At 61.4% G+C, this 19,317-nt stretch carries 25 protein-coding genes; 14 read left to right on the plus strand and 11 right to left on the minus strand.

From position 1 onward, the window contains the following. Nucleotides 1-12: 12 nt before the first annotated feature. Both traL and Q0897_RS00140 read right to left on the minus strand, forming a co-directional pair. Nucleotides 13-300 carry a type IV conjugative transfer system protein TraL gene (traL, locus tag Q0897_RS00135; protein WP_006834208.1) on the minus strand — a complete coding sequence of 96 codons (288 nt, stop codon included), beginning with the start codon at nt 298-300 and terminating at the stop codon, nt 13-15. Nucleotides 301-334: 34 nt separating this feature from the next. Then, nucleotides 335-667 (minus strand): TrbC/VirB2 family protein, encoded by a 333-nt coding sequence (locus tag Q0897_RS00140; RefSeq protein WP_039388547.1) that lies wholly within the window; start codon nt 665-667, stop codon nt 335-337. Nucleotides 668-1,034: 367 nt separating this feature from the next. Between Q0897_RS00140 and Q0897_RS00145 the strand changes: the two genes are divergently transcribed. Further along, nucleotides 1,035-1,526 (plus strand): hypothetical protein, encoded by a 492-nt coding sequence (locus tag Q0897_RS00145; protein ID WP_039388546.1) that lies wholly within the window; start codon nt 1,035-1,037, stop codon nt 1,524-1,526. After that, nucleotides 1,519-1,734 carry an AlpA family transcriptional regulator gene (locus Q0897_RS00150; protein ID WP_039388545.1) on the plus strand — a complete coding sequence of 72 codons (216 nt, stop codon included), beginning with the start codon at nt 1,519-1,521 and terminating at the stop codon, nt 1,732-1,734. The genes Q0897_RS00145 and Q0897_RS00150 overlap by 8 nt, the downstream gene beginning before the upstream one ends. Before the next feature lie 228 nt (nt 1,735-1,962). Here the strand turns inward: Q0897_RS00150 and Q0897_RS00155 are convergent, their stop codons facing one another. From Q0897_RS00155 to Q0897_RS00170, 4 genes are all read right to left on the minus strand, one after another. After that, the gene (locus tag Q0897_RS00155) at nt 1,963-2,433 is read right to left on the minus strand and encodes a hypothetical protein (protein WP_120107341.1); all 471 of its coding nucleotides are present in this window, start codon (nt 2,431-2,433) and stop codon (nt 1,963-1,965) included. 82 nt (nt 2,434-2,515) lie between these two features. Next, complete coding sequence (locus Q0897_RS00160) at nt 2,516-3,943, minus strand: hypothetical protein (RefSeq protein WP_240623684.1); 1,428 nt, start codon at nt 3,941-3,943, stop codon at nt 2,516-2,518. A gap of 22 nt (nt 3,944-3,965) precedes the next feature. After that, nucleotides 3,966-4,334, minus strand: a complete 369-nt coding sequence (locus Q0897_RS00165; RefSeq protein WP_052321962.1) for a DUF305 domain-containing protein — start codon at nt 4,332-4,334, stop codon at nt 3,966-3,968. Between the two features lie 126 nt (nt 4,335-4,460). After that, nucleotides 4,461-4,883 (minus strand): hypothetical protein, encoded by a 423-nt coding sequence (locus Q0897_RS00170; protein ID WP_299306833.1) that lies wholly within the window; start codon nt 4,881-4,883, stop codon nt 4,461-4,463. Nucleotides 4,884-5,064: 181 nt separating this feature from the next. On the opposite strand from Q0897_RS00170, the gene Q0897_RS00175 reads away from it, so the two are divergent. From Q0897_RS00175 to Q0897_RS00200, 6 genes are all read left to right on the plus strand, one after another. Next, nucleotides 5,065-5,652, plus strand: coding sequence for a uracil-DNA glycosylase (locus tag Q0897_RS00175; protein WP_039388540.1), 588 nt, complete (start codon nt 5,065-5,067; stop codon nt 5,650-5,652). A 50-nt stretch (nt 5,653-5,702) separates the two neighbouring features. Continuing rightward, the gene (locus Q0897_RS00180; RefSeq protein WP_084591923.1) at nt 5,703-6,332 is read left to right on the plus strand and encodes a thioredoxin domain-containing protein; all 630 of its coding nucleotides are present in this window, start codon (nt 5,703-5,705) and stop codon (nt 6,330-6,332) included. A 78-nt stretch (nt 6,333-6,410) separates the two neighbouring features. Then, nucleotides 6,411-7,283: a LysR substrate-binding domain-containing protein gene (locus tag Q0897_RS00185; RefSeq protein WP_120107339.1), complete on the plus strand. Its 873-nt coding sequence runs from the start codon at nt 6,411-6,413 to the stop codon at nt 7,281-7,283. Beyond that, a complete protein-coding gene (locus Q0897_RS00190; protein ID WP_205664870.1) occupies nt 7,280-8,431 on the plus strand; it encodes a TDT family transporter in 1,152 nt (383 codons plus the stop codon). Before Q0897_RS00185 ends, Q0897_RS00190 begins: the two co-directional genes overlap by 4 nt. Before the next feature lie 89 nt (nt 8,432-8,520). Beyond that, nucleotides 8,521-9,759 (plus strand): molybdopterin-dependent oxidoreductase, encoded by a 1,239-nt coding sequence (locus Q0897_RS00195; RefSeq protein ID WP_039388536.1) that lies wholly within the window; start codon nt 8,521-8,523, stop codon nt 9,757-9,759. A gap of 12 nt (nt 9,760-9,771) precedes the next feature. Beyond that, nucleotides 9,772-10,227, plus strand: coding sequence for a hypothetical protein (locus Q0897_RS00200; RefSeq protein WP_084591922.1), 456 nt, complete (start codon nt 9,772-9,774; stop codon nt 10,225-10,227). A 101-nt stretch (nt 10,228-10,328) separates the two neighbouring features. On the opposite strand, the gene Q0897_RS00205 is transcribed toward Q0897_RS00200, so the two are convergent. The 5 genes from Q0897_RS00205 to Q0897_RS00225 are packed head-to-tail and all read right to left on the minus strand — an operon-like array spanning nt 10,329 to nt 14,601. Beyond that, nucleotides 10,329-11,054, minus strand: coding sequence for a PepSY domain-containing protein (locus tag Q0897_RS00205; RefSeq protein WP_084591921.1), 726 nt, complete (start codon nt 11,052-11,054; stop codon nt 10,329-10,331). A gap of 19 nt (nt 11,055-11,073) precedes the next feature. After that, a complete protein-coding gene (locus tag Q0897_RS00210) occupies nt 11,074-11,244 on the minus strand; it encodes a nuclear transport factor 2 family protein (protein WP_299306842.1) in 171 nt (56 codons plus the stop codon). An 8-nt stretch (nt 11,245-11,252) separates the two neighbouring features. Beyond that, entirely contained in the window at nt 11,253-11,588 is a 336-nt protein-coding gene (locus Q0897_RS00215; protein WP_052321960.1) for a hypothetical protein, read from the minus strand. A gap of 11 nt (nt 11,589-11,599) precedes the next feature. Next, entirely contained in the window at nt 11,600-12,781 is a 1,182-nt protein-coding gene (locus Q0897_RS00220; protein ID WP_120107337.1) for a copper resistance protein B, read from the minus strand. After that, entirely contained in the window at nt 12,781-14,601 is a 1,821-nt protein-coding gene (locus tag Q0897_RS00225; RefSeq protein ID WP_120107335.1) for a copper resistance system multicopper oxidase, read from the minus strand. Before Q0897_RS00225 ends, Q0897_RS00220 begins: the two co-directional genes overlap by 1 nt. Before the next feature lie 93 nt (nt 14,602-14,694). Between Q0897_RS00225 and Q0897_RS00230 the strand changes: the two genes are divergently transcribed. The 6 genes from Q0897_RS00230 to Q0897_RS00255 are packed head-to-tail and all read left to right on the plus strand — an operon-like array spanning nt 14,695 to nt 19,286. Then, complete coding sequence (locus Q0897_RS00230; protein ID WP_039388532.1) at nt 14,695-14,970, plus strand: metal-sensitive transcriptional regulator; 276 nt, start codon at nt 14,695-14,697, stop codon at nt 14,968-14,970. After that, entirely contained in the window at nt 14,967-15,596 is a 630-nt protein-coding gene (locus tag Q0897_RS00235) for a DUF2231 domain-containing protein (protein ID WP_240623683.1), read from the plus strand. The genes Q0897_RS00230 and Q0897_RS00235 overlap by 4 nt, the downstream gene beginning before the upstream one ends. A gap of 11 nt (nt 15,597-15,607) precedes the next feature. Then, nucleotides 15,608-16,003, plus strand: coding sequence for a hypothetical protein (locus tag Q0897_RS00240; RefSeq protein WP_120107333.1), 396 nt, complete (start codon nt 15,608-15,610; stop codon nt 16,001-16,003). After that, entirely contained in the window at nt 16,003-16,467 is a 465-nt protein-coding gene (locus tag Q0897_RS00245; protein WP_039388531.1) for a DUF411 domain-containing protein, read from the plus strand. Before Q0897_RS00240 ends, Q0897_RS00245 begins: the two co-directional genes overlap by 1 nt. 39 nt (nt 16,468-16,506) lie before the next feature. After that, nucleotides 16,507-18,873 (plus strand): heavy metal translocating P-type ATPase, encoded by a 2,367-nt coding sequence (locus tag Q0897_RS00250; RefSeq protein WP_120107330.1) that lies wholly within the window; start codon nt 16,507-16,509, stop codon nt 18,871-18,873. Continuing rightward, entirely contained in the window at nt 18,870-19,286 is a 417-nt protein-coding gene (locus Q0897_RS00255; RefSeq protein ID WP_039388525.1) for an ion channel, read from the plus strand. The genes Q0897_RS00250 and Q0897_RS00255 overlap by 4 nt, the downstream gene beginning before the upstream one ends. Nucleotides 19,287-19,317: the final 31 nt, after the last annotated feature.

Raw genomic sequence — 19,317 nt, forward strand, 5'->3', positions numbered from 1 at the left:
GGGTCGCCTCCCTCAGCCCGCCAACAGGCGGCAGTGGGAGGGCGGCGTGGCTTTCAGCCCGAGAAAGCTCCCGGGCAGGTACCAGTACGCAGCATGCACCAGTGCCGAACCGGCGCCGCGTGCCTTTGCCTTCCGCAAGGCGAGCCAGGCCCCGGCGGCCAGGCCGATACCGATGAAGATATGCTGCGAGAGAATGCCCCAGGCGAAGGGAATGAGAATCCCTGCAAACTCGTCGATGGTCCAGAAGCCGATGAGCTCCGGGTCGTCGAGCCGCCGTGGAACGAGGTACCTGTCGGCCATGATGCCGCCCTCCTGTCGTGACCGGATCCGCTGATCAGATGACCGCGGTCACGACCGAGGTGACGATCGGCACGCCGGTGCCGACACCGATCCCGACGCCGACCGGCACCGCGACCTGGCCGAGCGAAAAGCGCCCTGAGGCGAGACCGATCAGACCGCCCGCAAGGCTGAGCACGGTGATGATCTTGCCGCCCGAGCCTTCGAGGAAATCGGTGAACTTCTGCAGCGCGGGATCGAAGGTCGTGTCGGCACCGGCAAAGGCGGCACCGGCGCAGGCCAGCGCCACGCAGGCGGGAAGAATGTAGTCGCGGCCACGGGCACGGTTGAGCGTGCGCTGCTGGGCCGGAAGGGCAGTCTTGGTGGTCATGGATGGAACCTTTCGAGGGATTGAGCATCAGCCAGCGATGTGTTCGCTGTATGTTCTTTCCTCTCCCCGAAGCCGGGCTGTAGGAAATCAGGAACTGGATTTTGGGGCTGCCGACCAAGCAAAAAGCGACATCGGAAGGTGCGATGGCCGGGATTCGCGCAGGCTGATCGCGCAGCAGCGCCGCCTGTGCCGACTTTAGCGCGAAGGGTGCTGCGATACGCGCGAGCGCGGCCGGAATTCGCGCGAATTGTCGAAGGAAGCTGATTCGTTCCTTCCTCCATGTTCTCTAGATGTTCTTTTCGTTTTCCTACAGGCTTCCTTCGCGGTTAGCGGTGAGTCGTTCACTTCTAGAGATAAGGATTCGTCGATGACCAACATGGCGCTCTTTGCCGAACAACAGGTTCGCGCCGACCTCGCCCGGCTGCTTTTGGCGGCCGTCGAAGCCAGCGGTCGTGCCCGCTGCGACATCGCGCGCGACGCGCAGATCCATAAGGATGCCTTGCGCCGGGTCCTTGCAGGCGAGCGTTCGGCCAGCCTCGGCGAAGCCTTGCGCATTCTTGCCGCGAGCGGAGTTGCGCCGCACGCACACCTGCTCCTCTTCCTCGTCAGCAGCGGCGATCACGCGATTGCGTGGTTGCAATCGGACCTCGCGCAATTCTTCGAGGACTTTTCCGGGGAGCTGCCTTCAGCACTCGAGCGTGTCTTGGGCAACCAGGTTCATGACGTGAAGCCGCGTTGGGCCAAAGGCACCGCGCACCGGGTTGCGCGCTTGCTTTCCGACCACATCGATGAGCTTGAACGAAAGGATGCGCTACTCGGCGATGTCTTTGCCGGTGTCGAAGGAGGCCATCGTGGGTGAAGAGATCGACAAAGGAGCGACGGAAGCCCGCAGGGTCACTCGCCTCATTCGTTTGCCGGAAGTGCAGCATCGTGTCGGGCTGGGCCGATCGACGATCTATCGCTGGATGGCCGAGGGCAAGTTTCCGAGACCAGTGCAACTCGGTGGATATGCCGTTGCGTGGGCCGAGCACGAGATCGAGAATTGGATCGATGACAGACTCGGATGAACGCAATGGGGCCGGTAGCGTAAAGGCCGGATCCAAGCGGCGAAATATGAGAGCGGCGTCTCTGTACGACTTCGCCTGAACTTCATAGCGGCAGAAATGCCCATCCCAATTTCGGGAAAGATGAATAAATCACTCGGAACTCAGCACCAGAGGCCGGCACGAGTGAAAGAGCGTTGCGCACAGAGTCGAGCCGGACCGTCAAGATCCGGCTCGACTCAGGATGGTGTCCTATTGAACCGAGAACTTGGCGACCACGGGATTTCCGTCCTTCATGACCGGCTTGTCATAGTCCGTTGTGCCTGGCCCGAACTGGTATACGCTCGGCTCGCCATCATCGACATGCAGCATCGCGATTAGTTCGTTGCCTTCGGGAGCATCGAGAAGATCGACTTTGACATCGCTGTTGTCGCCCTGCTTGACGTAGGTGTGTCCGATCGAAGCGGGGACAACAGGTTTGCCGTCCTGGACGCGGTGGATCACCACCCAACCGTTCTGGGCTGCAGAAACCGACTGGACCGTTACGGACGAACCGGCAGGCTGGTCCTGAACGCTAAGTGCGTTGGCAGGCGCCGCGCTTGTCAACTCCGGTCCGGGGGATACCATGTCGTTCTGATCTGCCTTCTGCTCTTGTTGCGAACCGCATCCGGCGAGGGAGAGGGCAGTCATTGCAACTGCCGCGATGTTAAATGGTTTGAACATTGGTAGATACTCTTTCCTAATCCAGATTAGCCTAGCGGCTTTCTGGCATTTTCTAACGGTCCGACCTGTTATTTTGACACCTTCAATCCTGCTGAGTCTGCACGACAGTACCCGGCTGTCCGTCTGCCATTTCACGGATCGCGAGATACCTCCGGGTTGCCGTTTCGTTGCCTCGAACTATCTGACGAATTGGTCCGGTGGTGTTGACAATCGCACCTCCAGCAGGATTGGCCTTGAACTTAGCAATCGCCTCGACTTCGCCCGTACCATCGGGATGACTGGCAAGAATGAGCTGATATTCCTGTCCGGGCTTCAATCCGGCGACGCCCGCTTCCAGAATCTGTACGAGCCCCTGGTCGAACAGCGCGATCGACGTCATGCCTGTGCCAGTAAGGTTGAGCCGCGTCAGGTTCCCGGCGTCACCTAGTGGCATGAGATTCGCTTTTCCATTGCCGCTCACGGCACCGGGGACGTAGGCAATCGCCTGGGGAGCGTGACCAGTGGGCCATGAGCCAACAACCCTCTGAGATGCCGTATCGATGACGTCGACGCGGTTGTCGTTTTCTAGACCCACGTAGACGCGGCGACCATCTCCGGACGGCCAGACGCCGTGCGGCAATCGACCCACGGGAATTGTGGCGATCTGGCGAAAATCGTCCGTCCGGAACACCTTGACCTGGTTCAATCCGCCAATCGTCACATAGGCCATTAGACCGCGGTCGGTATTTGCGAAGTTGACGTGATTGCTGATTGCCCCGGTGTCGATCACCTTTATCGTATCGAAGGGCGGTTTCGCGTTTATCACGGCCACTTTGCCGATGTCTTTCAGAGTGTACCAGAGCTGTTTTCCATCGGGGCTCGCCGCAAGGTTTGGACAGAAAGGGCTGGGCTGCTCAAGTCGCGCAACCTCCTTATGTGAAGCCACGTCATATACGACGAGCTCGGGTGTAAAGGACGAACAAACGAAGCCGTATTTTCCATCGATGGAGAAGATCTGCATGCCTGGACCTTCAGGTGTATCGATCCGTTTTTTTACCTCGAAAGTCTTGGCATCGAGGACGGCGATGTGGCTTTCGCCGCGAACCGTGACCCAGACTTCTTTCCCGTCGCGCGTATAGAAAGCTTCATGCGGACTGCGTCCAAGATAGGTCGTATGCTTGACGGTATTGGTTGCCGTATCGATGAATGTCACCGAGTTCGATCCGACAGAAACCACCGCCAGCGTCTTTCCGTCGGGGGAAAATCCAAGGCCGTGGACGAGCAGCTGTCCCTTGTAGAGCGCGCCGAAATTGGCGGGCTGCAATTCACCCAGTTTGATGATCCCCAGCGTCTTGCCTTCGACGGGATCGATGACAGTGACGGTATTGGAGAACTGGTCGGCAGTATAGAGGCGATCCGCGCCGGTCTGAGCTTCACTCTCGCCCCACGGAATTTGGGGTCGATCCTGGGCATTTGCAGAGGAGGCAAGGAGAGACGCTGTGCCGATCATGGCGGCGATGATTGTTTTCACGGATAGTACCCCTTCACTGGTTTCACGGGTTCGATTTTCGCTGCTGCGTCGGCACGGGATTGGATGGCGGCAGCGGATCGCCCACGGCCATTTTCATCACGTCGATTTCCTGGCGTTGCTCGATAATGATTTCCTGTGCGATGCGCTTGAGCACGGGGTCCTTGCCGTATTTCAGCTGAGCAACGGCCATCTCTATTGCACCCTGGTGATGCGGGACCATCATCCGGACGAAATCACGATCGACATCTCCCGTTGGTTCAACGTGCATTTGCGCCATCATCCGAGACATCGCAGTGTCCATTTCGGAATAGAATGGACCAGGCGGTTGCGCATGCGGTCCTGCTGCCGAGAGAAGAAGTGCGGCCGGTACAATGGTATATCTCAGGGGCATGGTCTGTTGTCCTATCGAATATCTCAAGCTTTCGGCTTTACGATCGTTCCCCTTCCAGCGGTGTCCATTCGGAGCGTAGGGTTGCTCTCGCAACCATGACGGAGGTTCGGATATAAGCGTGGCCTTTCACCCGGCCAGCGAGAGCCGCGCGATGATCCCGATCGTCATAGCCATCACCGCCATACACGCCGGCAGGAAGAGCATCTGCATGAGCGCCTGCTTCCCCGTGATCAATTCGGTCAGGGTTTCAACCCGGCCCTCGAGGAATGCCCCGAACCCGCGCTGAGGTTCGGCAGGATCGACCGCGTCTGCGACCAGGATGCCACCGATCACGAGAGCGAAGTAGACCAGCATAAGCACGGTAACCATGACCAGGACGAGCGCCGCTTCCGGACTGCGGGCGAAGAAAATCCAGAACCCGGAGAGCATCGCGGCATACAATCCAACGAGCGACACGAGCGCACCGGGATGCACTCCGCGCATAGCTACGCCGGGAGCGGTTCTCTCGATCGCATCGTAGTTTCCCGCGGTATGAACCAGCGTCAGCATTGGGCGAGGTGCGGGCTGCAGTGGCTGGACTGCGAGCTCGACTTTATCAGGCAGGCTGGCCATCGTGATGTCTCCAATTCAACTCGTGCGGGATGCACGAACCGAACAAGGCAAAGATGGTGGACGGCCGATGATCGGTCCAACAGATCGTTCCAATTGTTCCAATCCGAAAGAATGATGAATGGTCGCAGATATGAAACAGCGCGCGCGCCGACTGAGCGAACCTCACGTTGCACCCTTGGAGCAATGGCGCGAAACTGTCGCATCGGGCAGGGCGATGCCCCATTTCGACCCATTCGATGGCGGCGCGTGTGCCCGGCTGCTGATATTGCTGGAGACGCCGCGGGCAATGCGAGGTCAGAGAAGCTCGGCCCTCCGCTTCGTTTCGCGTGACAATCCCAGCGGCACGCAGCGCAATCTCTCGCGCTTTCTCGACGAAGCGGGCATCGCGCGGTCGCACATGCTGCTGTGGAATTGCGTACCCTGGGTCGTTCACGAACCGGGCGCCATCAACCGCCGCTTGCGGCGGGCGGAAATCGCCGAGGGTCTGGATCTGCTTCCCGGTCTTCTTGCTATCCTGCCTCGAGTTCAGGTGGTCGTGCTCGCCGGGAAAGTGGCAAGTGAAGCCGGTGAGGTGATTGCCATTCAGCGCCCCGACGTTTCTATCCTTTACATGCCACACCCGAGCCCAGCTAACGTTTGCACATCGCCGCGCATCGGACAAAGCATCCGGACTGTGCTGTCAGATGCCGCTGCCAGATTGGAATGATCGCTATTCACGTTTGGACGAACCGATCTTTGAGCAATTAGGGATCGGCGATGTTTGTTATACCGATCCGAAAATCCGCAGCGGCGTTTGCGACACTTCTTCTGTTTACCGCAGGATGCGGCCAGGCAGAGCCCGCGCGCGATCCCGTATCCACTGCACGCCCACCCGTACCAGCAGCAGGCCCGGCAAAAGCTGCAACCGTCATCACGGTCTTTTCCGATTATCGGTGCGGCCATTGCCGCGCCTTTCACACCACATTGGAACACTATCGCCGCGACAATCCGGGAGTTCGGATCGTCTATCGGGACTGGCCGGTTCTGGGGCGGGAGTCAGTTGAAGCCGCGCGCTGGGCGATCGCGAGCAATTTCCAGGATCGACACGCAGATTTTAACGCGGCCCTCATGACAGCTCCCCAGCGTATGTCGCGCAGCGATCTCCAAGTGGCTGCCCGAACCGCCGACCTTGACCTGGACCGCCTCCATCAGGATCTGTTCGCCAAAGCATCGGATATAGATGCAATCCTCCAGTCGAATGACGCGCTTGCGCGCTCTTACAGGCTGCAAGGCACGCCCGGCATCGTAATTGGCGACATCATCGTGCCTGGAGCGATCGACCGGGCCACTCTCGATCAGGTGATCGCGCGCGCTGGAAAGCAAAGCGCGCAACCCAATCAATCATAAATGGCGATTGGAATGTTCATATCAAACTGTTGGAGTGATTGATCGAACGACGGTATCGATACCGGCAGGAGATCGAACATGACCCTTGAACAGTTACGGATATTCATCGGTGTGGCCGAGCGCGAGCATGTCACCAAGGCAGCACAGGACCTCAACGTCACCCAGTCGGCGGCGTCAGGGGCCATTGCGACGCTCGAGGCGCGGCATGGCGTGCCGTTGTTCCACCGTGTCGGTCGCGGCATCCAGCTGACCGAGGCTGGCAGCGCATTTCTCGAAGAAGCGCGTGCGGTGGTCGGACGCGCCGCCCATGCCGAGATGATGCTTGCCGAGTTCGGCGGCCTTGAACGCGGGACCTTGCGCCTGGTCGCGAGCCAGACGATCGCCAGCTACTGGCTGCCGGGCAAGCTTGCCGCCTTCAACGCCATGTATCCGAAGATCGCCGTGGAGCTTGCTATCGACAACACCGAGGGAGCAGCGATGCAGGTGTTGAGCGGCGCGGCCGAACTCGGCTTCGTCGAGGGGACGATCGACGATCCCGCGCTTGCCCATTGGGTGGTCGGGCATGACCCGATGGTCCTGGTGGGACGAGAGCGGGTGACCAACATCGACGATGCCTGGCTGCGCGAAGCCCGATGGATCGTGCGCGAGCAGGGATCGGGAACGCGGTCCACGTTCGAGGAGGTCCTGCAGGCGCGGCATATCGATCCGGCTCAGCTGGCGATCTCCATGACGCTGCCATCGAACGAAGCGGTCCGCACCGCGGTCGAGGCAGGCGCCGGCGTTGCCGCGCTCTCGCGGCTGGTCGTTGGGCGAGCTCTCGGCAACGGCGATCTTGTGGAACTGCCTTTCGACGTTCCCGACCGGCCCTTTCATGCGCTGCGGCACAAGGAACGTTATCGCACTCGCGCGGCCGACGCGCTGACCGATCTCATCAAGGAGCAACGCCCGTGACCAACGACCTCAAGGGCATTCTTCGCGGCCAGCGCCCGCTGGCACATCTCGATCATCCCCGCGAGATGATCCGGCAGTTCACGCCGAACTGGTTCGCCGCGACCATGGGAACCGGCATCCTTGCGCTGGCACTGCCGCAGATCCCCGGCATGGGACATATTCTGACGCCCGTCGGCGAAGCACTGTGGTTTTTCAACATCGCATTGTTCGCTTTGTTTACCGTCCTCTATACAGCACGGTGGTTGATGTTCGGGCACGAAGCGCGGCGCATCTTCGGCCACAACACCGTCTCGATGTTCATCGGGACCATTCCGATGGGCCTGGCGACCATCATCAATGGCTGTCTCGCTTTCGGCATTGCACGCTTCGGCGACGCAATCGTGCCGGTGGCGCATGTCCTGTGGTGGATCGATGTCGCAATGTCGCTCGCGTGCGGCGTGCTCATACCGTATTTTATGTTCACTCGGCACCAGCACAGCCTCGATGCCATGACCGCCGTCTGGCTCCTGCCGGTCGTGGCGGCAGAAGTCGCGGGGGCGAGCGGCGGCCTGCTCGCGCCGCATCTCGCCGATCCGCAGGCGCAGCTAATCGTTCTGGCCACATCGTACGTGCTGTGGGCATATTCGGTGCCGGTCGCCTTCGGAATCCTCGCAATCCTGATCCTGCGGATGGCGCTGCACAAGCTGCCTCATGAGGGCATGGCTGCATCATCCTGGTTGGCACTCGGCCCGATCGGCACCGGCGCACTCGGAATGCTCGTCCTTGGCGGCGACGCACCGCAGATCATGGCACAGCACGGGCTGGGCGCGGTTGGTGAAACGGCCCAGGGCATCGGCGTGATCGCGGGGCTGACACTTTGGGGCTTCGGTCTGTGGTGGCTGCTCCTCGCAACGCTCATTACCATTCGCTACTGGCGTGCCGGGGTGCCGTTCAATCTGGGCTGGTGGGGCTACACGTTTCCGCTCGGTGTTTACACGGTAGCGACCTTCCGCCTCGGCACCACCTTGAACCTTGTCTTCTTCGACGTCGCGGGAACGGTGCTCACGATTGCACTTGGAGCCATGTGGTTGCTGGTCGGCGCGAAGACCGTCGCCGGTGCCTGGCGCGGAAACCTGTTCGTGTCACCCTGCATCGCTGCCACCAATTGATCAGGCTTCTGGATCGGTTGGGTCAAACCGATCGCTTGCAGATCACGGATGTCATAGCGCAAGTAATAAGCCGGGTTGGAGAGAGTTAAATGAAGTCACTGGACGGCGAGCTAGCCACTGAAACGAGCCGGAGAAGATTTCTCGCGCAGGCAGTTCTGGGCACAGCAGGTTTCGCGGCAGCTCCTGCGCTCGCGCAACAATTGGTGGACCTGCACTTACCGGGAGGTAATTCGGACAGACCGGTGACCGACGCCTTTCCGGGTAAGGGCCGGATGATCCTTCAGCGGATCCATCCCCCGCTGCTCGAAACGCCCATGGAGGTGTTCGACAAGTCTGTTTTCACGCCCAACGACCAGTTCTACGTGCGCTGGCACTGGGCCGATATCCCCACGTCGATCAATGTCGACTCATTTCGCCTCGAGGTGTCCGGGCACGTCGATAAGCCGATTTCGATCAGTCTTGATCGGCTTCTGAGCTTGCCGCGGATCGAGTATGCCGCGGTCAACCAGTGCTCGGGAAACAGCCGGGGCCTGTTTGTGCCTCGCGTGCCGGGCGCCCAGTGGGGCAACGGGGCGATGGGGAACGCCAAGTGGCTCGGTGTCAGCCTGCGTTCCGTGCTCGACCTGGCCGGGGTCAGGCCCGGGGCGGCGCAGGTGCGGTTCGGCGGGCTCGACCAGCCGGTGGTTCCCGATGGTCCGGACTATTTCAAATCGCTCGCGATCGATCACGCCCGTGACGGAGAGGTCATGATCGCCTTCGGGATGAACGGAGAGCAACTCCCACTGCTCAATGGCTTTCCCTGCCGTCTGATAGTGCCCGGATGGTACTCGACCTATTGGGTGAAGATGCTCAGTTCCATCGAGGTCCTGCCGGGACCCGACGACAAATACTGGATGGCGAAGGCGTACAAGATACCCGACACACCCCGTGCCGATGTCAAGCCTGGTGCTACAGGCTACAAGACCGTGCCCATCAATAAAATGGTGCCACGTTCCTGGGTAACCAGCCTCGGCGATGGCCAGGCCATTGCCTATGAACCGACTATTCCTCTGGGCGGAATTGCCATGGGAGGAGATTGCGGTGTTGCGAGAGTGGCGGTTTCTGCCGACGGTGGGCGAAGCTGGTATCAGACACAGCTCGGACCCGACGAAGGCAAGTACAGCTTCCGCCGATGGGACGCGAGAGTTCCGCTCCCCGGACCCGGGTCCGTCAAACTGATGTCGCGTTGCTGGAATACCGACGGTGTTTCCCAGCCGATGCAGCCAATCTGGAATTCGGGTGGCTACATGCGCGGCAATATCGAAATCACCACGATCGTAGCGTCGTAAGAGGAAAGAGCCATGAAAGCCCCTCCGATCGGAACGCTCGCATTTGGTGCAGTAGGTGTAACGGCCATTGCTCTGATAATCATCGGACCGCCTGGCGCGCGACCAACCAAGCTTCGTGAACCCACGTCCGAGACTGTGCCGCAAGCATCGAGTGTTTCCGTGGCAGGGTTCACACTTACTTCTGAATCGATCGATCTGCCATTCGATGAGCAACAATATCCCGAAGGAGCAAATGCAGATGTTATCAACGCCAATTGCACGTCGTGCCATTCGGCGAGCATGGCACTGACACAACCGCCGCTGTCAAAAGACAAGTGGCGCGAGATCGTGATCAAAATGCGCGATGTCTACAAGGCACCTGTCGGCGAGCAGAGCATTCCCGCGATAGTGGATTACCTTTCAACAATGCCCGGCCAAGCAAACTCAGCCGAACCTGGCATTGAACGGTCAGCGCAAGATAAATCTTAGCCGGAAGGAGTGCGATCATTCGAATTGCTGATCGAGCGACCTGAAGAAATAGCCAGTGCGTTGTCAGGTTTGTTCACGTCCCAGCACGGACTTGCAGAATATCATTTTGGTGTTCGCCTTCTATGCAGTTTGGGAAGGCGATTGGCGAGAAGAACGAACCCCGAACCAGCGATGACGGTCCCACCGATGCCAAACAGAAGCAGCCACCAGCTGTTGATCCGGTCGCGCTGGGTCCAGTCCATGATGTGGAGCCCCCAGACGAAATCGAAGAAGCGCCAGGTGTCGCTCCGCGCCGCAAGAACCGCGCCGGTTGATGCATCGACATAGAGGCGCGTGCTATCCGGATCGGCGAACTGCACCTGCCAGGCAGGGAACGGCCCACCGAATTCGGTGCCGACCGGCGCTTCGATGGACTTCGAGGATCTGATCGCGCTGCCGGGCCCCGTCCAGGCAGCCGAGGCGATTTGCTCGGCGGTGTCGCGGGAGAGCGGCGACAATATCCGTCCGGTCATTGCTTCGTGCAGCGTGGCGCTGCCATTGACGCGCTTCAACTCGACCACCGGTTTTCCGTTGACGGTCTTCGTGGTTGCCGAGACCAGGTCGCCGTCATTCGTTGCCCAAGCGGGTAGCGGTGCGTCAGCACCCAGGGGTAACGGCTCGCGCGAGATCACGTGCTCGGAACGGACGTGTTCGATCTTCAGGAACGACATGATCGTCCCGGTTGCCATCCACAGGAGCGCTTGGACACCGACGAAGACGGCGAGCCACTTGTGGACCTTGCTGCCGAAGATGTGCAGCCGCAGTTTGCGCGAACGCTGGCTTGTCATTGCGGAAGCGGCCGCTCGATCAGTTCGGGCGCGGCGCGCGGGACGAGGAATGGTACTGGAGGATTTTCCAAGCGTCATCCTCGTGAGTCAGGACCGATGTAGGAACCCCGTCGCGCTCGATTGCACGACCATCCGTGAGGGCGATCCGGTAGTGGTAGGTTTCATGACCAAACGCCACATGACCGACCATCCGGACGTTCACCGTCGGATTGGTGATGTAAACTCGGTTATTTCGCCGAGCTCCGGGCCGAGGTGGTGCTCCATGTATTGCGCGAACGTGTCCTCGGCCTTGCCGTTCTCGAACACCAAGGAGTCCGCGGCAAACAGCATACGCATGGCAGCCTCGTCGCGGGCAACCAGTGCGTCGCGGTAGGCAACGAGCACGGACTTCGCCTGCTGCTTGAGCGCGTCCGGCGCTGCGGTTTGGGTACCATGGGCCGAATGATCGGCGTGATCGGCATGCTGAGCGTGTGCCGCAGGGACGAACGCACCGAGTGCCGCTGCAGCCGCAGCCGCGAAACCTGTAAACCTCATCGTTTACCTCCTCAGAACCAGAACCGGACGCCTACGACGTAGTTGGTCACGCTCGGATCTTCGCCTGCAAGGCGGGCATAGTCGGCGCTTTGGCCCACCTTCCATTCCTGTTCGACGCCGACATAGGGCGCGAATTCACGGGCGAATTCGTAGCGCAGCCGCAGGCCCAGTTCGACGGAATCGAGACCAGCTCCGACACCCAGTTCGGGAATGTCCTGCGCTGACAGGTTCACCTCGGCGCGCGGCTGGAGGATGAGACGTTGAGTAATGCGCTGGTCAAGTTCGGCTTCGACTCGTGCGGTCAGATCGCCCTTGGTCGACAGGAAAGCGGCCGCGTCGACCTCGAACATATAAGGCGCAAGACCCTGCACGCCGAGGACGGCATGGGTCCGTTCAGGGCCGGTCAGGTCCTGTCGGACACCAGCCTGCAGGTCCCACCAAGGACCGATCGCGTGACTCCAAAGGCCTTGGATTTCGGCGGACTCGGGCTTCTCCCCGAAGGTACCTTCGCCCTCGCTCTTGAACCAGAACTTGTCGAGGTCGCCGCCGTAATAGCCCTGCACGTCCCACAGGTAACCATCGCCACCTTCGCGTGCGCGATATTCGGCACGGTCGCCCTGGAACCAGAACACCTTCATCCCACCGTTCTCAGCGCGCAGAGCATCGCGCGAGGCGCGCATTGCGTCCGCACCCCAGATCGCATCGGCGGCGCGAGGCGGTCCCGATCCCGCCGCAGCCGGAGGCGGTCCTTGCGGAATGGAGGGCATGTCCATAGCGCCATGGTCCATGGCTCCATGTTCCATCGCTCCGTGGTCCATCACCTGATGGTCCATCGGCGCTTGGCCGGACGATTGCATCCCTTCATGGCCCATCGCCGCGTGGTCCATGCTTTCCATATTGGAATGGTCCATCGCTGGATGGTCCATTCCCTCCATCTGGCTATGCTTCATCTGCGAATGATCCATGCCGGAGTGGCTTTCGTGCAAGTCGGCCGAGGCTGTTTCGCTCGGTTGCGTAGTGGGCTCACACGCCCCTTCGGGTACCGCATGACCCATAGAACGATGGCGGGCGGCTTCCTTTTCGCATTCGGTCTGGGCTGGTGACTGCGCGGCGGGCATTGCGTGGCCCGAATGGTCCTGCGCGAAGGCCGGCGTGGCGGTGCCCGCTAGGAGCATGGCGACGATCAGGCGCATCAGTCTTCTCCCACCCGCTTCACATCGGGAGCCGAAGGCGGCTTGGCGACGGTCACAATCTGGAACATGCCCGAATGCATGTGGTAGAGCAGATGGCAGTGGAAGGCCCAGTCGCCCTGTTCGTCAGCGGTGAGGTCGAAGGTCGCGCTGCCGCCGGGCTGCACGATCACCGTGTGCTTCTGCGGCTGCCGGTCGGCAGGCGCGCCGTTGACCAGCTCGAAGAAATGCCCGTGCAGATGGATCGGATGTGCCATCATCGTGTCGTTGACGAGCTTCACGCGGACGCGCTCGTTGTAAGCGAAGCGAATGGGGTCGTCGCTCACGGCGGTGAACTTCCTGCCGTCGAACGACCACATGTAGCGTTCCATGTTGCCGGTCAGATGGATCTCCATGCTCCGTGACGGGCGGCGCAGATCGTCGTTCGGCTCGAGCGCAACAAGATCCTTGTAGGTGAGAACCTTGTGGGGAACGTTGTCCAGGCCGAGACCCGGATCACCCATGCGGTCGACCGGGTTCATCGACACCATGTCGATGCCGGGCCCGACCTTCACGTCAGGCGGAAGAAGGGATGTGTCGCGCATGTTCATGCCGCTCATATCCATTCCGGCCATCTGGTCGGCGGTCGCACCTTGTGATGACATGTCATGGCCCATGGCCGAATGATCCATGCCGGCCATGTCGCCGCCACCATGGTCCATTCCGCCCGAGCCGTGGTTCATGCCCATGTCCGCCATCGTCAGCAGTGGCGGATCGCGCAAGGGCGGGACCGGTGCCCGCGCGCCGGGACGCGAGGCGAGGGTCGCCACAGCCATGCCCGAGCGGTCCATGCTTTCGGCCACGATCGTCCGGGCTTCGCCGGTCGGCTCGACGACGATGTCATAGGTCTCCGCAGTGCCGATCTGAAACTCCTCGACCTCGACCGGGCGCACGCTCTGCCCATCGGCGCCGACCACCCAGAATTTCACGCCCGGAATGCGGACGTTGAAGAAGGTCATCGCGCTGCCGTTGATGACGCGCAGCCGCACCCGCTCGCCGGGGTTGAACAGGAACTCGAGACCCTCTTCCGGGCCGCGCCCATTGGCGAGGTAGGTGTAGGTCGATCCCGTCACGTCCAGAATGTCGGTTGCCATCATACGCATGCGCGCCCACATCCGCCGGTCCTCGCCCGACAGCGGATAGTCGTCGGTCCAGGTGTTCTGCTGGTAATTGAAGTAGCCTTCACCCTTCTTCAGCTTATCCATGATCGTGTGCGGGTGAAGCGGGGTGAAATCGCTAAGCAGCAGCACGTAGTCGCGGTCCGCCTGCACGGCGTCCGTGCCGGACGGTTCGACCACGATCGGGCCGTAATGTCCGGCCTGTTCCTGCAGTCCCGAGTGGCTATGCCACCAATATGTGCCGCTCTGTCGCAGCGCAGGGATGTCGTAGACGAAGGTTTCGCCCGGCCTGATTCCGGGGAAGCTGACACCGGGAACGCCGTCGAACTGGAACGGCAGCAGCAGGCCATGCCAATGGATCGAGCTGTCCTCATCAAGAGTGTTCGTGACCGCGAGGCGAACCGGCTGACCTTCGCGCAGGCGCACCAGCGGACCGGGCACGCTACCGTTTACGGCGACTGCGTGTCCGCGTCGACCCTGAACCACGCGAGGTCCTTCGCCGATGGTCAGCGCGATGTCGCGGCCTGACACTTCGTCGAAGCCGGGGCGGATCGATCCACCGCCGTGCAGATCGGCACCGCGTGCCCAGGCGGGCAAGGCCAGTGCACCTGCGCCAAGCGCTCCTGCTCCAATCAGCCTTCGACGGGAAACCAGCAATTGAGACATGGGTCTTGCAACTCCTTCTGCCCTTGTCATATATACCCCCCAGGAGTATTGCAAGATACCCCGCAGGGTATTCTGACAGATGGAGCGTTAAACGTGTCAGCAACCGATGGTTCCCGCATCGTCAATCGGCTTCGGAGAATCGAAGGGCAAGTGCGCGGCGTGGCGCAGATGATCGAAGACGATCGTTACTGCATCGATGTCCTCAACCAGGTCCAGGCGGTCAAGGCTGCCCTTGGCCGTGCCGAGAGCGAAATCCTCAAGCGCCATGCGGCGTGCTGCGTGGCCGAAGCGATCGCGAGCGGTGATGCCGACGAGCAGAAGCAGAAGTTCGGCGAGCTGGTCGACCTTTTCGAGAAGGCAAAGCGGTGAACTTCGTGCTTCGCCTCGGCGCTGGTATTTTTCTCTTATTCTCTGCGACGATTGCGTTCGCGCATGGCGACGAGAAGCATGGGGAGGAGAACACGCGCGCAGTTGCAAGCGAGGCGGTCCGTGCTCAGCCCGGTCACGATATGGAAGCGATGGGCGGTGCAGCAGTTTCCGAAGAAACCACCCAAGGCCATGATACCGAGCAAGTCGAGAGCGGCGGCATCGCCGGTGTCTTGAAGAGCTTGCATCCGGCAACCGTCCACTTCCCGATTGCGCTCTTGCTGATGGCTGCGCTTACCGAGCTGTTCGTGATGGCGCGCCGCACTCCCGAACGCGAAGCGGCCGTGAAGATCATGATCTACGGCGGCGCTGCGGGAGCGGTCGTTGCAGCCCTGTTCGGATGGATACACACCGGACTGTGGTTCGGCGGGGATACCGTCATGCAGCTTCACCGCTGGAACGGGATGCTGATCGCGGCCCTCAGCTTGGTGGCAGCGTGGATCGCGTTTCAAAATCCGCAGTCTCGCCTTGCTTTTCGCCTCACGCTTTTCCCGATTGCAGCGCTGCTGATCGCTCAGGGTTACATGGGCGGCGAACTCGCTCACGGCCTCAATCACCTCAAACTCTGAAGGAGCCTGCCATGCGTCTCAATTATCTCGCCTTCGCCGGTAAGTCGTTGCTTGCGCCCGCGCTCCTGCTTCCGCTGGCAGCGTGCGGAGAAGCTGCTGCTCCGGTGGAAGAGGAAACTCCGGCAGCCGAGGCGGCTGCCGCAACCCCGGCTCCGATCGCTTCCGAAGCGATTTCCGAGGCGGTCACCGAGCCAGTCTCCGAGCCGCGATCTGATGCGCCAGTCGCCGCGTCGAGTCCGCAGCCTGCAACCACCAGCGCGCCCGCGCCTTCCGCTCGCAAGGTCGCGCCGGCACCCGTCGCAACTCCCACGCCGACGGCAGCCGCAACGCCCGCCGCTGATCCGCATGCCGGCCACGACATGTCCACCATGTCCGACGAAGACATGAAAGCAATGGGACACAACTGATGAGCCAAAGCAGAAATCTGACCCGTCGCCCGCTTCTCCCCATACTTGGCACGATGTTGCTCGCAGCCTGTACGGGCGCGGCGCAGGCAGCCAGCTTCACCATGTATCGCGATCCCAGCTGCGGATGCTGCGAAGCCTGGGCCGCGCACATGCGGCAGGGCGACCGGCATGAAGTCGCCACGGTCGATCACCCCGACATGGCGTCTGTAAAGGCGCAGAACGGCGTGCCCGATGACCTTTGTTCGTGTCATACCATGATTGCGGATGGATACGTCATCGAGGGCCACGTGCCTGCCGCGGACGTCGAGCGTCTGCTCGCGGAAAGGCCCGACTGGGTCGAAGGGCTAGCGGTCGCCGGTATGCCGCTCGGGTCGCCCGGCATGGAAGCGGGGGGCAAAGTGCAACCCTATCAGGTCATAGCGTTCGGCAGCGGCCGCCGCGAGGTGTTCGCGTCCTATCCCTGATTTCAGTCATACGCACCTGCGAAGCAGAAGAGCCAATCCATGAGCTGTTGCGACACCCACCACGCAGGCCAAGGCCAAGGTGAAGCTACCGCCATCGACCCTGTCTGCGGCATGAGCGTGACGATCGAGGGTGCTACGCATATCGCCGAGCACGACGGCGCGACGCACTACTTCTGTTCGGCGCGGTGCAAGGACAAATTCGTTGTCGATCCGGAACACTATCTGTCCGGAGCGCATCTCAAGCAGGTCGAGGACGTTCCCGAAGGGACGACTTACACCTGTCCCATGCATCCCGAGATCCGGCAGGTAGGACCGGGAAGCTGCCCCATCTGCGGAATGGCGCTGGAGCCCGAGACGGTGAGCCTCGAAGATGGACCCGACCCCGAACTCGTCGACATGACCCGCCGGTTCTGGATCAGCGCGCTCTTCACCCTGCCGTTGTTCGTCTACGCGATGAGCGACATGGTGCCCGGGATCAGCTTCGACCGGCTGATCGAACCGGCACGCGCGCAATGGGCGCAGCTGGCGCTCGCCACACCAGTGGTTCTGTGGGGCGGCTGGACTTTCTTCGAGCGCGCGTGGCAGTCGCTGAAGACCCGTAATCTCAACATGTTTACGCTGATCGGCTTCGGCGTTGCGATCGCATTCCTGTTCAGTGTCGTCGCAACGCTCCTGCCCGACATATTCCCGCCCGCCTTCCGCGATCACTCGGGGCGCGTCGGCGTCTATTACGAGGCGGCGGCGGTCATCACCACGCTCGTCCTACTTGGCCAGGTGCTTGAACTCAGGGCGCGGGGCTCGACCTCGAGTGCCTTGCGCGCGCTCCTTGAACTCGCGCCGCCGACCGCGCTCAAGATCTTCGGCAGTGGCGATGAACGCGAAGTCTCCCTCGACCAATTGGCGAGCGGAGACATGCTCCGCGTCCGCCCGGGTGACAGGGTGCCGGTCGATGGCGAAGTGACCGAAGGCGCGAGCGCGATCGACGAGTCCATGATCAGCGGTGAGCCGTTGCCCGTGTCCAAGAAGGCCGGCGACCAGGTGATCGGCGGAACGGTCAACCAGACCGGCGGCTTCGTCATGCGCGCTGGCGCCGTCGGCAAGGACACCATGCTGTCCAAGATCGTCCAGATGGTCGCTGAGGCACAGCGCAGCCGGGCACCTATCCAGCGTCTGGCCGATCAGGTCGCGGCCTGGTTCGTGCCTTCCGTCGTCGTCATCGCGATCGTGACGTTTATCGTCTGGGCAATCTGGGGGCCATTCCCCGCGCTTGCCTATGCGCTGGTCAACGCGATCGCGGTTCTCATAATTGCCTGTCCATGTGCGCTCGGCCTTGCAACGCCGATGTCGATCATGACCGGGACCGGCAAGGGCGCCCAGCACGGCATCCTCATTCGCAACGCCGAGGCGCTGGAGACGCTTGAGAAGATCGACACGCTGGTGGTCGACAAGACGGGCACTCTCACCATGGGCAAGCCCGATCTCGTAGCCGTCACTCCCCGAGTGGGCCTCGACGAGGCCGAGTTCCTTTCCGCCGTTGCCGCAGTCGAAGCGGGGAGCGAGCATCCGCTCGCCCACGCAATAGTTGAAGGCGCCAAGGCGCGAGACGTGGCGTTCGAGGCAGCGTCGGAACTGTTGTCGACTACCGGCGAGGGTGTCGAGGCGCGCGTGGGACCGCAGAAAGTCGCCATTGGCAACGAGAAACTGATGCGGCGACTCGGTATCGATGATGCGGAATGGCTCGCGTCCGCAGAAGCCGGACGCTCCCAAGGCCAGACCGTGATGTTCGTGGCCGCCGATGGCGCACCGGCAGGGCTGATCGCGGTCGCCGATCCGATCAAGCCGACAAGCGCTGCGGCCATTCGGGCGCTGCACGAGCGCGGGATCGAAGTGGTCATGCTAACCGGCGATAGCCGCGCCACCGCCGAAGCCGTGGCCCGCCAGCTCGGCATCGACGAGGTCGAGGCAAACGTCTCGCCCGAGGATAAGCATCGCAAAGTCGAGGCGCTCAAGGCCTCCGGTAAGCGCGTTGCAATGGCGGGGGACGGCATTAACGATGCGCCAGCGCTGGCGGCTGCGGATGTCGGCATTGCAATGGGAACCGGCACCGACGTGGCGATCGAAAGCGCGGGTGTCACGCTGGTCCGCGGCGACCTGACCGGTGTGCTCCAAGCTATCGTGCTGTCGCGCGCCACCATGCGCAATATTCGCCAAAACCTCGTGTTCGCGTTCGGCTATAATGCGCTGGGCATCCCGGTGGCGGCGGGCGTGCTGTTTCCCGCCTTTGGCCTTCTTCTCAATCCGATGATCGCTGCCGCGGCCATGAGCCTCTCGTCGGTGTCGGTCATCGCCAATGCCCTGCGTCTTCGTGGGCTCAAACTTCCAACCTTGAGCGAAGGTCGGGCATGATCGCGGCAACGGCAATCGGGATTTCACTCTTTATTGCGTCACTGATCTTGCACTTGGCCATGCTGAGACTTGCGAAGAAGCTTTCACCGCCGGGGCTTGCGCCGACCGGTCTGAGACTAACGGGCGGCTCTTTGCTCGTTCTCATCAGCTACATGATGGTAGCCGTTGTTTTCGCGGCCGGTTTTGCATGGGCCGCCTCGCTCGGTCTTGGCGGGTTCGCCAAGGAACCGGCCATGTCGGCTATGGATTACTATTACTTCGCCCTGATCACCGTGACGACAGTGGGCTTGGGCGACATCTATCCAACCGATCACCTCAGGGTGATTGCGGGCATCGCGTCGCTGACAGGTTTCATCCTGATCAGCTGCACAGCCCAGTACGTATACAAGACGATGAGCCAACAGGAGGATTGAATGGCCGACAACCACAGCGCGGATCACCAGC

Source organism: uncultured Croceicoccus sp. (assembly GCF_947496385.1).
GTDB lineage: Bacteria > Pseudomonadota > Alphaproteobacteria > Sphingomonadales > Sphingomonadaceae > Croceicoccus.

Bases quoted from the DNA above. Each gene is read 5' to 3' on its own strand.
- traL (WP_006834208.1), bottom strand. From the start codon at position 300: ATGGCCGACAGGTACCTCGTTCCACGGCGGCTCGACGACCCGGAGCTC.
- Q0897_RS00140 (WP_039388547.1), bottom strand. From the start codon at position 667: ATGACCACCAAGACTGCCCTTCCGGCCCAGCAGCGCACGCTCAACCGT.
- Q0897_RS00145 (WP_039388546.1), top strand. From the start codon at position 1,035: ATGACCAACATGGCGCTCTTTGCCGAACAACAGGTTCGCGCCGACCTC.
- Q0897_RS00155 (WP_120107341.1), bottom strand. From the start codon at position 2,433: ATGTTCAAACCATTTAACATCGCGGCAGTTGCAATGACTGCCCTCTCC.
- Q0897_RS00165 (WP_052321962.1), bottom strand. From the start codon at position 4,334: ATGCCCCTGAGATATACCATTGTACCGGCCGCACTTCTTCTCTCGGCA.
- Q0897_RS00170 (WP_299306833.1), bottom strand. From the start codon at position 4,883: ATGCTGACGCTGGTTCATACCGCGGGAAACTACGATGCGATCGAGAGA.
- Q0897_RS00175 (WP_039388540.1), top strand. From the start codon at position 5,065: ATGGTCGCAGATATGAAACAGCGCGCGCGCCGACTGAGCGAACCTCAC.
- Q0897_RS00180 (WP_084591923.1), top strand. From the start codon at position 5,703: ATGTTTGTTATACCGATCCGAAAATCCGCAGCGGCGTTTGCGACACTT.
- Q0897_RS00185 (WP_120107339.1), top strand. From the start codon at position 6,411: ATGACCCTTGAACAGTTACGGATATTCATCGGTGTGGCCGAGCGCGAG.
- Q0897_RS00195 (WP_039388536.1), top strand. From the start codon at position 8,521: ATGAAGTCACTGGACGGCGAGCTAGCCACTGAAACGAGCCGGAGAAGA.
- Q0897_RS00200 (WP_084591922.1), top strand. From the start codon at position 9,772: ATGAAAGCCCCTCCGATCGGAACGCTCGCATTTGGTGCAGTAGGTGTA.
- Q0897_RS00205 (WP_084591921.1), bottom strand. From the start codon at position 11,054: ATGACAAGCCAGCGTTCGCGCAAACTGCGGCTGCACATCTTCGGCAGC.
- Q0897_RS00210 (WP_299306842.1), bottom strand. From the start codon at position 11,244: ATGGTCGGTCATGTGGCGTTTGGTCATGAAACCTACCACTACCGGATC.
- Q0897_RS00215 (WP_052321960.1), bottom strand. From the start codon at position 11,588: ATGAGGTTTACAGGTTTCGCGGCTGCGGCTGCAGCGGCACTCGGTGCG.
- Q0897_RS00220 (WP_120107337.1), bottom strand. From the start codon at position 12,781: ATGCGCCTGATCGTCGCCATGCTCCTAGCGGGCACCGCCACGCCGGCC.
- Q0897_RS00225 (WP_120107335.1), bottom strand. From the start codon at position 14,601: ATGTCTCAATTGCTGGTTTCCCGTCGAAGGCTGATTGGAGCAGGAGCG.
- Q0897_RS00240 (WP_120107333.1), top strand. From the start codon at position 15,608: ATGCGTCTCAATTATCTCGCCTTCGCCGGTAAGTCGTTGCTTGCGCCC.
- Q0897_RS00245 (WP_039388531.1), top strand. From the start codon at position 16,003: ATGAGCCAAAGCAGAAATCTGACCCGTCGCCCGCTTCTCCCCATACTT.
- Q0897_RS00250 (WP_120107330.1), top strand. From the start codon at position 16,507: ATGAGCTGTTGCGACACCCACCACGCAGGCCAAGGCCAAGGTGAAGCT.
- Q0897_RS00255 (WP_039388525.1), top strand. From the start codon at position 18,870: ATGATCGCGGCAACGGCAATCGGGATTTCACTCTTTATTGCGTCACTG.